Here is a 16,020-nt window from a genome sequence, read left to right on the forward strand (position 1 = left end):
AAGTCTGTATAATTCATATAGCTTAACTGTTAGGAGACATTTTTACTATAATGATCCATTGCAATGGTCACATCTGCTACACGCCTCGCTAACTCAAGATCATGCGTAATCATAATTAAAGATTTGTTTTTTGTTTTAATAGGTTCGATAAACGCATCAATAACCTTATCTGCCGTATCGCTATCCAATGCAGAGGAAGGCTCATCTAAAAGAAAAACATCTGCTTGTAGTAACATAGCTCTTGCTAATGCAAGCCGTTGTTTTTCGCCACCTGATAAATCTTCAGCAGGAGCGTCTAATGGTTTATGTAAAAAAACCTTTTCTAAAGTCTCTTTAAGTTTTAACTCATTTACTACATCTATACCAGATAATTTCTGTCCAATTTTTAAGTTGTCTTCTACGGAGCCTGGAAATATGACTGGAGTTTGTGGAACCATAGTTATCGATCTCCTAAGCTCGATCGGATTCATTTTCTGCATGTTTTCTCCTTGATAGAAAATAGTCCCTTCGTCAGGCGAATCCAAATGATTTAACAATCGTAAAAAAGTCGATTTCCCACTTCCGCTCTTTCCAACGATACAAACAATTTGTTGGGCAGGGATTTCTAGTTTGTTTATTTCAATAATCCCCTTCACTTTTATATTTTCCGCTCGAAACAATGCCATTTTTATCAACCTCACGATGTAATTTTGCTCGTATACTACATATTTTCACTTATTACTACTGTGTTACTCATTGAACAATATAGTCCATATAACATTCCACTTACTAACTATAAATTATTTTGTTAGCTTAACCAAATAAATTGATTTCATGACAGTAAAAAACAGGCTGGACATACGTGCAAACGATTGCTTTCTTTTCGAAGTAGTGACTGTTTTTAGTATTTGGATCTAAATCATCGTGCTTGTATCCGTAATAAGGAATGAAACAGAAGGATTGCAGAGAGGCATCCCCCATACCCCTCATAGGTATATGGGATACCCCCCTATAAACACCTTTATTACATGACAGAAACACAAAAACTTGGCTTCATCGCCAAGTTTTTGTGTTTTGAGACAACAGGAGAGGTCATGTAGTTAGTTAATTCTCTTTCGACCAATCATCTCCAGTTATCTCATTTAAATAATAGGATCGAAATTACCAGTATAAAGTAGTCTATACAAGCTTATCTAAATACTTCCATTCTAGAGATTCGAAGGTGCCAATTATTCGTTCACGATCATAATTCCATAATGCTCGGTCTAGTTCACACGTAATGGGAACATTGCACTTTATTTCAGCAAGGCTTCTTGATAAGAGCAACATATCCATATTTGTTTTTATTTTTGTTTGTACACCTTTTGGCAATGTATTTATATTTGCAATTAATGCATCAATAGATCCATGTTCTTGAATTAATTTCAACGCTGTTTTTTCACCGATGCCTTTAACACCTGGGTAGTTATCAGAAGGGTCTCCCATTAATCCTTTTAAATCAATTATCTGTTTCGGTTGAATACCTTTTTTCTCATAGAAATTATGTTGATGAAATAAATCGTAATTTCCCTGTCCTTTTTTCATAATTGCCACGCGGATACCATCATCCACTAATTGTAAAATATCTTGATCACCTGTAAGAATAGTTACTTCGTGATCTTTCGCATATATCTTAGCTAGGGTTCCAATACAATCATCTGCTTCATAATTTTCTAAACCAATATTTGGCATATTAAAACGATCTACCACTTGTTTTGCTAAGTCAAATTGCGGTATTAATTCAACTGGTGGTTTATCCCGGTTCGCTTTATAATCAGCGTACATTTCCGTTCTAAAAGTTTTGCTCCCCATATCCCAACAGCAGATAACATGCGTAGGTTCAAATGTGTGCACAGCGTCTAAAAAATAGCGCAAAAACTGATAAACCCCATTTGTTGGCATCCCTTCACTTGTCTTCATGAAATTACCACGGAAAGCTGTGGCAAAGAAACCTCGAAATAATAGCGCCATGCCGTCAACTAGCATTATTTGATGTTTATTCAAAGTAAAATCCTTCTTTCTATTTGTGATCTGCTAAAATAGCAGATATATGATCATGTTTGTATAATAACTCTTGCAACGAAACGTTTGATGACATCATCTCTTCATAACTTTCCATATGTTTTTGGAGTTGATTAGCCATAGTCTGTTTTAACTCCTCTATAATTGCTGTCCACTCTTCCTCATAAAAAGCGGCCATCATTTGTTCCTTCTCATCCATAGATTGTTTCGTTACTGGTTTAAGTAATTCAAAGATAGTCTCTTTCATTTGTTCCTTCTCATTTTTAGCAAAGAAAGCTTTTGTGTGTTTATATGATTGAACAATTTGAGCAAAAGCTTGCAAATTAACATTTTTTAAAGGCTCGATAAAATCAGGTGAAGCAATTTTCTTTCTGTCTATTTCTGCAAGCAAAAATGAATGATCGATTTTTTGACTCTGTTTCTCTACGGATCGGTACACTTCTAGCATTTTATCATTCATAAATGCCTCTAAACGTAACGATACAGCTTGTAACTCTCGAAGCAATTCAGTTTGACAGTAATCAACCAAGTTTTGTAGACAAATCCAAACCTGTTGCCGCCCTTCTTTACCGGATTCCGTAATTGTTGCTGGATTGAATGTTTCTTTAAATATATCATGGAAGCGAATGGAAAATCGCTCCAAAACATAATATATTTGTTTTTCCACTTTTTGTTTCACTTGATTTATTTCTATTGTACCTTTCATACGATCAATGATCTGTTCTATTTGCTGGCGTTTTTGTTCAATGGCGTTTTTGAACGCCTCTTTTTCTTGTTGATCCAATTTTTGTGATGCTATAAATTGTTGAAGTTGTTGCTCTATACGTTCCACATCTCGGTAAGCTGCAGCTACAGCCAATTTCGTTAAACCGTGATGGATAAATGGATAAAAATCGTCTTCAAACTTACTCATAAGCTCATCAGGACGATGATTCATTTGCTTTTCCGTTAATGCTTTCCTACTAGAGACAGGATACAAGCGAGGAAAACGAATCCCTAATTGCGTTAGCTGTTCTTTTACATATGTGGAAACTAACGATAATTCCGCTTTGTCTTTTGCTAGATCGGCTGCATTAACGACAAAAAACATTTTATCTAATTCAAAAGCATCCTTTACTCTACCTAATTGCATAAGAAAATCTTTATCAGTTCGATTCAGTGCATGATTATAATAGGTTACATAAAGAATTGCATCTGCATGTTTAATATAATTAAAGGCAACATTTGTATGTCTGGCATGAACAGAATCTGCTCCAGGTGTATCAACAAGGCTGATTCCTTGTCTAGTTAATTCACAATCGTAAAAAAGATCAATCGTGTCAACAAAACAAGCTTTTGTCTCATCTGCCACATAGCTAGGAAATGCTTCTATAGATAAAATAATTTCTTCACCTAAGTCATCCTTTATGGAATCGAAACCACTTAAAAGAGCCTGCAAAAATGATTGATACGTGTTTTCTAAGTCTGGGTGATGATGAAGTTGTTCCCTAGTAATCCAAGTAATCAATTCTTCTAGTTCATTTGCAACTGGTGAAAATTTTTTTGTCATCGACGTTATTTCTTTCACTAATTCTTGTTTTGTTTTTAATTGTACCAATAGCGTCCCATGCTGATTTTTATCTGTCACTGGGTGTATTCGATTGACAGTAGCAGTGGTTGGATTTGGTGACACAGGTAAAACAGCTTCTCCCATGAGTGCGTTCGCAAATGAAGATTTTCCAGCACTAAAAGCGCCAAATAAAGCAATCGTGTATGTGCGATGTTGTAATCGTTGTTGTTTACGAGATAAATCTTCTATAAGTGATTGAAAGCCTGGTAAGTTTTTAACAGTATCTATGGTCTGTTCAATAGCCTTTATAGCCCTATCCACTGGTTGGTTTTTTTCTGTTAATTCAGTTGTTGTTTGACTCGATTTAGTTAGTAGCTTGTCAGGGATGTTTTCCCGCTTAAATAGTGCTGGCTCACTTGCAAATTTTATACGTTTTTTTTGTTTTGATACATGTTCTTCTATTTCTACAATTGTCATTTTCACAGTAGCAGACTCATGATAACGAGCCTGTCTAACCATCGTTTGCTTTTGTTCTAATTCATCTACTAATGCATAATAATGGTTTAATTTTTCTTGAATATAATTGATTTCTGTTAATTGTTGCTTCAATCGTGAACGCTCAGGAACCACCTCAGCTTGAAAAGCTTGCTCAATTTGGTTCCATAAAGTATGTGCTAATTGTTTTGCTCGCTTCTTTATTTCATGCGCCACATCATTGGTATAATGAAGGATCACATCACCATTAAGTGTCGCTCCTTGTTTCATCGTTCTTATAAGGTCTTCTTCCTTAACAGCAATCGTAAAGTGGTGTAAATCATGTTGAACTTGTCCATCATCCACTTTATACGCTTTTATCAATTGGAGCCATTTGTCTCGAAGTTTCCATTGTAATCCAGCCTCTACATTCTGCTGTAAATCAGATACAAATTCAGTTAATCGTTTTTTTCTCTCTTCCTCTGTTTTCTTTTTCGCCCCAATAAAACCAACTTTAAAATCGCTTTGTTGAGATTCTAAAAAAGAAGTAGCTTTATCTCTTAGTGTTGCTGGCATTAAATAAGCATTCTTTACCGTTTCTTGTAAAATGCTATAAAAATCTGCTTTAAAATCAGCTTCCCTCTGTTCAAGTGCTGATAACGCATCTACTATGATTGATTTTTTTGCAAGCTTTTCCTGTTGCTCACTCGTAACATAGTCGTTTTCCAATGCTTCTTCATATTGTTCTTGAAGAAAATCAACATGTTGTGTAATGATGTCATCTATATGGTGTTTACGATCTAATAACGCTTGTTTACGACTAGTCAACAATTCTTGTATGGCCTTTTGAAGCTCGGTAAATTGGTTATGCTTCGACTCCGGTTCATATAAGGAAGTGTAAAAGATTTTTTCTGGTTTAATTTCCCATAGATCAAAAGTTTGCTTAATACTCTCTTTAAAACTAGCAAATGTTAATTCCGACTCCTTATGTTTATCAATCTGATTAATGATGATGTAAAACGGAATATTCTTTTGTTGAACATCAAGCATAAATTGTAAATTTACTTCTGATTGCACATGATTATAGTCCATCACATAAAACAATGCATCCATTAGATGGAGGGAACCCTCTGTCATTAATCGATCTGCATCGTCTGCAGCATCAATACCAGGCGTATCAATAAATGCAGAATTTGAAGGAAGCAATTGTTCAGATGTACTAATTTCAATCTTTTGGATATTATCCTTATCCATGGAATATTGTTTTAAAACTTCCAAATTAAACGGTTCTTTATATTCTTCTGGATCACTATGTTTAAAATAAACCCTAACGCTGCCCTTGCCAGATGTGATTTTAACAATGTTTGCACTTGTTGGAATTGGGCTGTTAGGTAAAATATCTTGCCCAAGCAAAGCATTAATCATCGATGATTTTCCAGCAGAAAAATGCCCAGCAAAACAGATCGTGAGTTCCTGTTTCTTATATTTATCGTAGAGCTCAATTAATTTCTCTGTGCGCATATCATCTCCGTTTTCACGTACTTGTTCATATACAGAAGCTAGTTGATATACGAAACGTGGCGCGGCTTCTTTCTCCATGATGATCTCCCCCATAGTTCTCTCGCATCCCCTTATCCGATTTACTAGCGTCTATTATACGAGATATGTAACTCTATTTCTACTTAAAATCATTTTAGTTTACATAATAAAATTATTGTATACTAAAATGAACGCTCGCTATTTATGGATTAGCTGAGCGTTCATTATATTTAAATTCTCTATACCGGATATACACCATGTTTTCTTTCCGTAAATGTTACATTTTTTGATTCATAGATAGAAAAGCGTGTCTTTAATTCTTCTCGCAACTTCTCTGGATCAATAATTGCATCAATTACCATTTCTGAAGCTAAGCGGTAAATATCAATATTCTCCTTATACTCTGCCTGCTTTTCTTTAATAAAGGCCGGTCGCTCATCTTCCGGTAATTCCTGAACCTTATTCGCATATACGGCATTCACTGCTGCTTCAGGTCCCATAACAGCAATTTGAGCAGTAGGTAAGGCTAAACAGCAATCTGGTTCAAAAGCTGGTCCTGCCATAGCATATAATCCAGCTCCGTATGCTTTCCGCACGATAACAGAGATCTTAGGAACCGTCGCTTCACTCATTGTCGCGAGCATCTTTGCTCCGTGACGAATGATGCCAGCGCGTTCCACTTTTGTCCCAATCATAAATCCAGGTACATCTACTAAGAATAACAGTGGGATATTAAATGCATCACAGAGTTGCATAAATTTGGCTGCCTTATCCGCTGAGTCCGGAAATAAGACACCGCCTTTCATCCTTGGCTGATTGGCAATAATACCAATAGACCGTCCGTCTATTCTTGCTAGACCCGTAATTAGTTCAGGCGCAAACTTCTTCTTTATCTCACAAAAGCTATCTTCATCTATAATTTGATCAATAAGATCATACATGTTAAAAGCAGCATTTTGATTCTCTGGAATTAAGTCAGAAATAGTTGTTTTCAGTTGTTTTGTTGCTTTTGCTTCTTCTATGTTTGGTTTCTTCCTAAAATTGGCTGGAAAATAACTTAAGTAAGTTTGCGTGTATGCAATGGCTTCTTGCTCAGACTTTGCTAACACATCACCAACCCCCGAAACAGAGCAGTGCATATTAGCTCCACCCATTTCTTCTAAACTAACTTGCTCGCCAATAACCTTTTCTGCCATTCGTGGTGAACCTAAATACATAGAAGCGTTCCCATCAACCATAACGACAATATCACAAAAAGCAGGGATATAAGCGCCTCCTGCTGCAGAAGGGCCAAACAATAGACATACTTGCGGCACGCGACCTGATAATTTTATCTGGTTATGAAATATTCGTCCGGCACCTCTTCTTCCAGGAAACATCTCTACTTGATCTGTAATTCTCGCACCAGCAGAATCTACTAGATAAATCATGGGAATTTCCAGTGATAAAGCAGTTTCTTGAATTCGAATGATTTTTTCCACGGTACGCTTTCCCCATGAGCCAGCTTTGACCGTAGAATCATTTGCCATGATACAAACGGATTGGCCGTTTATTTTCCCAATCCCTGTAACCACACCATCAGATGGTAGTGCACCATCCATGCAATTTGCAAAAAAAGCATCTTCTATATTTAAATCTTCATCTAATAACCTTTTTAACCGTTTACGTACAAACAACTTACCTTGTTCCTCATTTTTACGATGATATTTTTCTTGTCCACCACTCTTAATAGTAGCTACTTTTTCATCATATATATTCTTATGAGTCATCGTATTTAGCCTCCCATTTAGTTCCCCTCATATTTCGGTAGTCTTTTCTCACGAAAGGCGTGTAACCCTTCCATTCGATCTTTCGTTGGAATTGTTTGCTGATAGGCTAATCTTTCAATAAGCAAACCTGTTTTTAAATCGGTTTCTGCACCTTTATTTATAGCTGTTTTAGCCTGTCTAAGGGCAACGGGTCCATTCCTTGAAATAGTTGTTGCAAGTTTATTAGCCTCTGTCATTAAATCACTTTCTAATACGATTTCCTCTATTAACCCGATTCGATAAGCTTCTTCCGCATCGATGCGTTTCGCTCCAAAAATCAATCGTTTCGCTTGCCCCATTCCTATCAATCGCGGTAGACGCTGTGTACCGCCTGCTCCTGGTATAATAGCGAGCGAAGTTTCTGTAAGCCCCATTTGCACATGGTCCGCAGCAATACGAATATCACATGCTAATGCTAATTCTAATCCACCACCAAATGCTACCCCATTCATTGCAGCAATAACTGGTATAGACAATTCTTCTATTCTATTTATTGTTTCACTAATACTAGCAACAGCAGCTATTACTTCTTGATCATTCATATTCGCACGCTCTTTTAAATCTGCTCCTGCACAAAATGCTTTCCCACCATTCCCAGTAATAATGGCACATCGAACAGTATGGTCTTGTTCAATGATATGGAGCGTTGTTTGTAGTTCTTTGAGTAATGGCTGTGATAGCGCATTTGCAGCTTCTGGCCGATTTATTTTTATTACAGCAATGGATGCTTCCTTTTTTAATTCAATATTTTGATCCACAAGTATCCTCCTTCATGGAAAAGTTAGCATCATTCCATTATTCAATGATAGCAATAACATCTCCTTCATTCACAAAATCCCCCTCATTTACTTTTAACGCTTTTACTACTCCAGACTGTTCAGCTGTAATAGGTATTTCCATCTTCATAGATTCCAAGATAACAACATCTTGACCTTCCTCTATTGTTTGCCCTTGTTCTACCGTTATCTTCCAAACACTTCCTGCCATCGTTGCTTTTACTTCCATTTTCTTTTCCTCCCTAATAATAAAACGGCTATTTGGTTTATATCTATACTAAGTAATACGAAGGTAGATTACATTATTTGTAATATAATTCTAGGTAATTCGTGGTCGTATTTCCAGCTTTAAATTGTTCGTGCTCTATTACATGCAACAACATTGAAATATTTGTTTTTATTCCTGTAACCTTATATTGCCCTAGTGCTTCTTTTAATAAAGCAATAGTTTCATCCCGTGTTTTCCCGTGAACGATTAATTTTGCAATCATTGGATCATAAAATGGGGTTACATCATAATTCGTACCTACAGCGATTTCATTACGAATGCCGTCCCCTTTCGGAGGTTGAAATATATCAATATGCCCAGGTGATGGAAAAAATGTGCTCGGATCTTCCGCATATATCCGAGTTTCAATTGCATGGCCTTGGATGGATAATTCTTGTTGCGTTAAGTTCAACCGTTTGCCGCTAGCGATTTCTAATTGCTTTTCAACAATGTCTATTCCTGTTATTTCTTCTGTAATGGGATGTTCTACTTGAATACGTGTATTCATTTCTAAAAAATAGTAGTTCTCCTCTTCATCCACTAAAAATTCAATTGTACCAGCATTCGTATAGTGAAGAGCCTTCGTTGCTTGAACTGCTTTTTCACCCATTTCTAGCCTAGTTGCTTCGGATATAAATGGAGACGGAGCTTCTTCAATCACCTTTTGATTTCTCCGTTGAATAGAGCATTCGCGCTCAAATAAATGTATGGTATTTCCATAAGTGTCAGCTAGTACTTGCACTTCGATATGACGGGCATTATCTATTTTTTTTTCAATAAACATTGCTCCATCACCAAATAAGCTTTGGGCTCGTTTCGCATTGTTCGTAAATGCTTCTGCCAACTCAGCTTCTTTATACACTACTTGCATACCAACCCCACCTCCTCCAGCAGAAGCCTTTACCATCACCGGGTAACTAATTTGATTAGCGTGTAAAAGAGCATCTTCCACTGTAACAATGGCGTCTTCTGTTCCAGGAACAATTGGAACTCCCGCTTCCTTCATCGCGCTTCTAGCTTCAATCTTATTACCCATTTTTTGAATAACCTGACTTCTAGGCCCAACGAAGATAAATCCAGCTTGTTCACATTGCTTAGCAAAGCCAGCATTTTCACTTAAAAATCCATAACCTGGATGTATAGCATCTGCTTTTGCTTCCTTCGCTATCGCAATGACTTTTTCAGCATTTAAATAACTTTCCTGTACACGTGGCGGGCCAATTAAATAACTTTCATCTGCCATTTTTACATGAGGTGCGTGTTTATCAGCTTCGGAATAAACACTTACCGTTTGAATATTTAATTTTTTGCATGTGCGGATAATCCGTACCGCAATTTCTCCTCTGTTAGCAATAACAAGTTTATTTATCATGATCTGCCCCCTATTCAACTAACTTTTGCATCGCCATTTCTTTCAAGCGGTATTTTTGAATCTTTCCACTTGCCGTCATCGGATACTCATCCACAAAAGCAATATACTTTGGTATTTTATGCCATGATATATTCCCTTCACAAAAAATGCGTATATCGGCTTCAGAAATAGTACTCTCTTTTTTGGGAATAATCCATGCCATTATCTCTTCGCCATATTTTTCGTCAGGGACACCAACAATTTGCACATCAAGTATATCTGAATGCTGATATAAAAATTCTTCAATTTCTCGTGGATAAATATTTTCCCCTCCACGGATAATCATATCTTTCATTCTTCCCGTTATTTCTAAATAACCATCTTCTCGAAGCAAAGCTAAATCTCCAGTGTGTAGCCAACCTTCCTCATCTATTGCCTGCTTAGTAGCTTCGGGATTGTTATAATATCCCTTCATCACATGATAACCTCTTGTCAACAATTCTCCAGGAACTCCACGTTTTTGTTCTTTATTTGTTCCTGGAATGACGATTTTTATTTCAACATTAGGATGAGGCATCCCGACCGTGCTCACTCGTAACTCTATAGCGTCATCTGTCTTCGTTTGTGTAATTACAGGTGAAGCTTCGGTTTGCCCATATGCGATTGTTATTTCATCTGCGCCCATTCTTTCCATTACTTTCGTCATAACTTCCATTGGACAAGGCGACCCTGACATGATCCCTGTTCTTAAACTAGACAAATCATACCGTTCGAAATTAGGGTGATTCAGTTCAGCAATAAACATCGTTGGCACACCATGTAAAGCGGTGCATCTTTCTTGAGAAACTGTCTTTAGTACTTTTTCTGGGTCAAATTTCTCTACTAAAACCATTGTAGCTCCTTTGGAAACGGCAGCTAAGACTCCTAGAACACAACCAAAACAGTGAAAAAAGGGGACGGGGATACATAACCGATCTGATTCAGTCAACTTCATACAATCAGCAATTTGCTTCCCATTATTAACAATATTATAATGTGTCAGCATCACACCTTTGGGAAATCCAGTTGTTCCAGAAGTATATTGCATATTAATAACGTCATGCATTGCTAAACTTGCTTTTCGTTCCGTTAGGTCTTGTTCTGCTATGCCTTTTCCTGCATGCATGATATCGATCCATTTATACGCAAAAGCATAATCCGTTTCACTTAAAACGATAATGTTTTTTAGTTTTGGTAAAACTTTTGATTTTATGTTCCCTGGTGTCGCGTTATCCAGTTCTGGACAAATATTTCTTAAAACTTCCAAATAAGACGTCCCTTTATAATTTTCAGCCATAATTAAAGTAGAAGCCTCGGATTGTTTTAATAAATATTCTAGCTCATTAGCTTGGTAGTTCGTATTTACGGTTACTAATACAGCCCCTATTTTAGCGGTTGAAAATTGGGTCGTTAGCCATTCAGGTTTATTGTCCGACCAAATTGCCACATGGTCTCCCTTACTTATTCCTAAAGCCATTAAACCTTTGGCTGCTTCATTTACCTCCTTATTAAATTCCTCATATGTTTTTCTAAGGTTTAATTCTGGGTAGATAATTGCTTCATGATTCGGAAAATATTTTACTTGTTTCTCTAAAAGTTCCCCAACAGTTTCATGTAAAAGCGTCATGAATATCCCCCTTTTGATCCATTAACAACCTAAGTGTCTAGCAATAACTAAGCGTTGAATTTCTGAAGTACCCTCTCCGATTTCAAGTAATTTCGCATCGCGCAAATAGCGTTCTACTTCATATTCACGCATATATCCATAACCGCCATGAATCTGAATCGCTTGATTCGCTGAACGAAAAGCAGTTTCAGTAGCATATAACTTTGCATAAGTAGCTTCTTTCCCAAATGCTTTGTCTTTATCTTTTAACCAGGCAGCTTTATGTACCATATTTCTAGCTAACTCCACTTCCATTGCCATATCAGCTAACTTAAATTGAATCGCCTGAAAATCGGATATAGATTTACCAAATTGTTTTCGTTCTTTTGCATAGGTTAGCGCTTTCTCCAATGAGGCTTGAGCAATCCCTACACCGAGAGCAGCTATAGATATGCGGCCACCATCTAAAGTATATAGGAATTGTTTAAATCCTTTTTTTGGATTCCCTAATAGATTTTCTGTAGGAACGCGTACATTATCCAATAAAACTTCAGATGTATCTGATCCACGAACACCCATTTTGTCATAACTGCTTGTAATCGTGAGCCCTTCTGTATGCGTAGGAACAATAATAGCAGAAATAATATTTTTCCCTCGATCATCTTTTCCTGTTACAGCGGTTACAATAATCGTTTTAGCGTAGCTTGCGTTTGTAATATAACATTTTTCTCCATTTATAACATATTCGTCACCTTCCACTACTGCTGTCGTCTTTGTTCCCCCAGCATCTGACCCAGCATTTGGTTCGGTTAAGCCAAACGCCCCTAATGTACTACCTTCAGCAAGTGGGACTAAATATTGTTGTTTTTGTGCTTCTGTTCCAAAATAATAAATCGGACTAGCACCTAATGAAACAGCTGCTGCATAACTTAAGCCTGTGCTTCCACAAACGCGGCCAATTTCCTCCACTGCTAAAGCATATGAAATTGTATCTCCCCCAGAACCACCATATTTTTCAGGAAATGGGATCCCTAACAATCCCAGCTCACCTATTTGTTTAAAAATATCAATTGGAAAAGAAGCTGTTTTATCAATTTCAATTGCTCGTGGTTTGATGACAGATTCAGCAAAATCCCGCACCATATTTTTCACCATTGTTTGTTCTTCGGTAAACGAAAAATTCATGAGCATCCCCCTTTGTTGGACTAGACCGACTGGTTGGTCTGTATTTGGCATTTCTTTTATCGAGAAGTGTCGGAACCATAACGTCCTCTTTTTTCCTCACCTAATTCAATCTCTTTTGGTATGATAGATTGTAAAATAAGATCAATAAATATGTCGCTAATTTCATCAATTGTATTCTTCCCCGTAGGCTGATACCACTTATACGTCCAATTCACCATCCCTAAAATGGCCATTCCTGCTATTTCAACAGGTAAATCATCACGAAATTCTCCATCTGCTTGACCTTCAGCAATTGTATCAAAAATCAACTGTTTAAACTGGTCTCTTTTTTGTTTAATTAAAGATTCATATTCTGGCTTCAAATAGATACTTTCCTGATAAAAAACGGAAATATGCGGTTTATAAATATCAAATACTTTCACAAAATCCTTAATAATCGCTTGCAGCTTATCTGTTGGAGAAGTATGACTGCTATTTGCAGCTTCCGCTTTTTCCAATACATAGCTAATAAATATATCATGAATGACGTAAAGCAATTCTTCCTTAGAAGTAAAATGATGATAAAAGCCGCCTTTAGACGTTTCTACATCCTTAACAATTTCATTTACCGTTACACCATGAAACCCTTTCTTTTCAAATAACAGTAATGAAGTTTGAATAATCTTTTCTCGTAAATCCGTCCTTATCCCTCCTTCCTTTTGTATACGTTTACATTATCATAGTTAGCTGAAAATTTAAAGTGTTTATACGAATCAAATATAATTTGACAACAAATCAACAATGAGGAAATCATGGAATTGAAACAATATAAGCATTTTATAAGTAATACAAACACCCTGAATTTAAGTTATTTAAAAACCGAACCAGCATTTACGATCTACTGGTTCGGTTTAGCTGTTATGTTCAAAAGAAAATAAATGATGTACGATTAAGTTTCCGATGAATTTGCAAATGGCTGCTCATATTGGACTTGTTTCCATGCCTCGATAATTTCTCCATGAATATCAGCATCTATAATAAATGATCCGTTACTGTACCGATCACTATTGGATAGTTCTAATGGGAATACGTGATGTACTTCTTCATCTTTTGTTTTAAATTGAATTGTATCTTGTTCGTTAACGAGAAAGAAGCCTCGTATTCGATGTGGTTTACTTTTCAGTTCACGAAGCATTTGTAAACCTCTTTTAGCTCGACTTGTTTTCTCAAACATATTTAACTTCATCCGCTTGCAAGCGCCGCGCTGCGTTAAAACAACTAAAGAAGGCTCTGATAAATCATCAAATATTTGACCACTAACTACATGTTCATCATTTTTTAACTGCATTGCTTTTACTCCAGCAGCACGTTGGCCAACAACTGAAATTTCGGATTCGTGATACCATAATCCATATCCTTTGTCTGAAGCAACAAATACATCTTGATTTCCATCTGTTAAATGGACATTAATTACTTCGTCACCATCTTTCAAGTTAAGTGCAATCAATGGCTTTGCATATCTTTGTGCTTCATAAAGATGGAATTGGCTTCTTTTGACCATACCATTTTTGGTAAAAAACAATAAATAGCAACCTTCATGAAATTGACGTATAGGTAAACATTCAATTACTTTTTCTTCTTTTTCTAAGGTTACGATATTAGATAAATGCTGTCCAATATCTTTCCAGCGAATATCCGGTAACTCATGTACAGGTAAATAAATATACCTACCTTTATTTGTGAACAAGAGAACTTTATCCGTTGTATTTAGTTCTATCAAGCGAATTAGATGATCTTCTTCTTTCATAGCGAAATCTTCCCCGTTGGAAGCACTATAAGAACGTAAACTCGTCCGTTTTATATAACCATCTCTCGTCACTGACAATAGTACATCTTCACTTGCAACCATCACTTCAATATCAATTTTCAGTTCTTCAATCTCAGCCTCAATAACTGTTAAACGTGGCGTCGCATATGTCTTTTTTATTTTCCTTAAGTCTTTTTTAATTGTTTTTAAAAGTTCCTTTTCACTGCCTAAAATAAGCTCCAATTCCTTAATTCGTTCTTGTAAAGCATTTGCCTCTTGCTCTAATGAAGTAATATCTGTATTTGTTAATCTATATAACTGCAAAGTAACAATGGCTTCAGCTTGTGCTTCTGTAAAGGAATAGGTCGCGATAAGGCGTTGCTTTGCATCCTGTTTATCTTTGGATGAACGGATCGTTTGAATTATTTCATCAAGAATAGAGATAGCTTTAATCAAACCTTCAACGATATGAGCACGATCTTTCGCTTTTTTTAGATCAAAAGCTGTTTGCCTCGTTACGACTTCTTTTTGATGGGCAATATACGACTCTAATAATTGGTTTAACGATAATTGTTTAGGTGTTTTATCTTGTATAGCAACCATATTAAAATGATAGGTTACTTGTAAGTCTGTATTTTTAAATAAATAATTTAAAACACCTTCTGCATTTACGTCTTTTTTTAATTCAATGACAATTCGTAATCCTGTACGATCTGTCTCATCGCGAACTTCAGCAATCCCTTCTACTTTTCGGTCAATGCGCAATTCATCCATTTTCTTAACCATATTCGCTTTATTGACTTCATAAGGGATTTCATCAATAATAATCTGTTCACGGTTTCCCCGTAGGCTTTCAATGCTTGTTTTCCCACGAACTACAATTCTTCCGCGACCTGTTTCATACGCTTTTTTTATTCCATCAAAACCTTGGATAATCCCTCCGGTAGGAAAATCAGGCCCTTTTATAACCTTCATTAATTCTTCCGTAGTAACAGTAGGCTTATCAATTTTAAGAATAACGGCATCTAACACCTCTGCTAAATTATGCGGTGGTATATCTGTTGCATATCCAGCAGAAATTCCAGTTGACCCATTTACGAGCAAATTAGGAAACTTTGCTGGTAAAACAACGGGCTCTGTATCGGTATCATCAAAATTAGAAATAAAATCAACGGTATCTTTATCAATATCTCTCAGTAGCTCAGAAGCGATGCTAGACAATCTAGCTTCCGTATAACGCATGGCAGCAGGTGGATCGCCATCAATACTTCCATTATTTCCATGCATTTCAACTAAAACGTTTCTTACTTTCCAATCTTGACTAAGTCGAACCATAGCCTCATAAACCGAGGAATCGCCATGTGGATGATAATTACCGATTACTGTACCTACTGTTTTTGCCGATTTTCGAAAATTTTTATCATGTGTATTTTTTTCTTCATGCATAGCGTAAAGGATTCTACGTTGTACTGGTTTTAAACCATCTCTAGCATCAGGTAACGCTCTATCCTGAATAATATATTTACTATACCTTCCAAATCGATCGCCTATTACTTCTTCTAAGGGAAGGTCTAAAAATGTTCCTGGTTGAGTCAAACC

At 36.4% G+C, this 16,020-nt stretch carries 11 protein-coding genes; all 11 read right to left on the bottom strand.

Annotation, left to right across the window (positions count from 1 at the left end; all coding sequences use genetic code 11):
• Nucleotides 1-29: 29 nt before the first annotated feature.
• The 11 genes from B2C77_RS11525 to parC all read right to left on the bottom strand — a co-directional run bounded on the left by B2C77_RS11525 (nt 30) and on the right by parC (nt 16,017).
• Nucleotides 30-665 carry an ABC transporter ATP-binding protein gene (locus tag B2C77_RS11525; RefSeq protein WP_206193285.1) on the bottom strand — a complete coding sequence of 212 codons (636 nt, stop codon included), beginning with the start codon at nt 663-665 and terminating at the stop codon, nt 30-32.
• A gap of 493 nt (nt 666-1,158) precedes the next feature.
• A complete protein-coding gene (locus B2C77_RS11530) occupies nt 1,159-2,004 on the bottom strand; it encodes a 5'-3' exonuclease (RefSeq protein WP_073004823.1) in 846 nt (281 codons plus the stop codon).
• A 34-nt stretch (nt 2,005-2,038) separates the two neighbouring features.
• A complete protein-coding gene (locus tag B2C77_RS11535) occupies nt 2,039-5,662 on the bottom strand; it encodes a dynamin family protein (RefSeq protein ID WP_176087320.1) in 3,624 nt (1,207 codons plus the stop codon).
• Between the two features lie 179 nt (nt 5,663-5,841).
• Entirely contained in the window at nt 5,842-7,371 is a 1,530-nt protein-coding gene (locus B2C77_RS11540) for an acyl-CoA carboxylase subunit beta (protein WP_077703776.1), read from the bottom strand.
• Nucleotides 7,372-7,388: 17 nt separating this feature from the next.
• Nucleotides 7,389-8,168, bottom strand: coding sequence for an enoyl-CoA hydratase (locus tag B2C77_RS11545; RefSeq protein WP_101933923.1), 780 nt, complete (start codon nt 8,166-8,168; stop codon nt 7,389-7,391).
• 37 nt (nt 8,169-8,205) lie between these two features.
• Entirely contained in the window at nt 8,206-8,415 is a 210-nt protein-coding gene (locus B2C77_RS11550) for an acetyl-CoA carboxylase biotin carboxyl carrier protein subunit (protein WP_077703782.1), read from the bottom strand.
• Nucleotides 8,416-8,488: 73 nt separating this feature from the next.
• On the bottom strand, nt 8,489-9,826 hold the full coding sequence (locus B2C77_RS11555) for an acetyl-CoA carboxylase biotin carboxylase subunit (RefSeq protein WP_077703784.1): 1,338 nt from the start codon (nt 9,824-9,826) through the stop codon (nt 8,489-8,491).
• Between the two features lie 10 nt (nt 9,827-9,836).
• On the bottom strand, nt 9,837-11,471 hold the full coding sequence (locus B2C77_RS11560; RefSeq protein ID WP_077703787.1) for an AMP-binding protein: 1,635 nt from the start codon (nt 11,469-11,471) through the stop codon (nt 9,837-9,839).
• A gap of 21 nt (nt 11,472-11,492) precedes the next feature.
• Nucleotides 11,493-12,635, bottom strand: a complete 1,143-nt coding sequence (locus tag B2C77_RS11565) for an acyl-CoA dehydrogenase family protein (RefSeq protein WP_077703790.1) — start codon at nt 12,633-12,635, stop codon at nt 11,493-11,495.
• A 56-nt stretch (nt 12,636-12,691) separates the two neighbouring features.
• Entirely contained in the window at nt 12,692-13,321 is a 630-nt protein-coding gene (locus B2C77_RS11570; protein ID WP_077703793.1) for a TetR/AcrR family transcriptional regulator, read from the bottom strand.
• A gap of 242 nt (nt 13,322-13,563) precedes the next feature.
• The gene (parC, locus tag B2C77_RS11575) at nt 13,564-16,017 is read right to left on the bottom strand and encodes a DNA topoisomerase IV subunit A (protein ID WP_077703796.1); all 2,454 of its coding nucleotides are present in this window, start codon (nt 16,015-16,017) and stop codon (nt 13,564-13,566) included.
• Nucleotides 16,018-16,020 lie beyond the last annotated feature (3 nt).

The organism is Virgibacillus dokdonensis (assembly GCF_900166595.1).
GTDB classification, from domain to species: domain Bacteria; phylum Bacillota; class Bacilli; order Bacillales; family Amphibacillaceae; genus Virgibacillus; species Virgibacillus dokdonensis.

Bases quoted from the DNA above. Each gene is read 5' to 3' on its own strand.
- B2C77_RS11540 (WP_077703776.1), bottom strand. From the start codon at position 7,371: ATGACTCATAAGAATATATATGATGAAAAAGTAGCTACTATTAAGAGT.
- B2C77_RS11530 (WP_073004823.1), bottom strand. From the start codon at position 2,004: ATGCTAGTTGACGGCATGGCGCTATTATTTCGAGGTTTCTTTGCCACA.
- B2C77_RS11550 (WP_077703782.1), bottom strand. From the start codon at position 8,415: ATGGAAGTAAAAGCAACGATGGCAGGAAGTGTTTGGAAGATAACGGTA.
- B2C77_RS11535 (WP_176087320.1), bottom strand. From the start codon at position 5,662: ATGGAGAAAGAAGCCGCGCCACGTTTCGTATATCAACTAGCTTCTGTA.
- B2C77_RS11560 (WP_077703787.1), bottom strand. From the start codon at position 11,471: ATGACGCTTTTACATGAAACTGTTGGGGAACTTTTAGAGAAACAAGTA.
- B2C77_RS11525 (WP_206193285.1), bottom strand. From the start codon at position 665: ATGGCATTGTTTCGAGCGGAAAATATAAAAGTGAAGGGGATTATTGAA.
- B2C77_RS11555 (WP_077703784.1), bottom strand. From the start codon at position 9,826: ATGATAAATAAACTTGTTATTGCTAACAGAGGAGAAATTGCGGTACGG.
- B2C77_RS11565 (WP_077703790.1), bottom strand. From the start codon at position 12,635: ATGAATTTTTCGTTTACCGAAGAACAAACAATGGTGAAAAATATGGTG.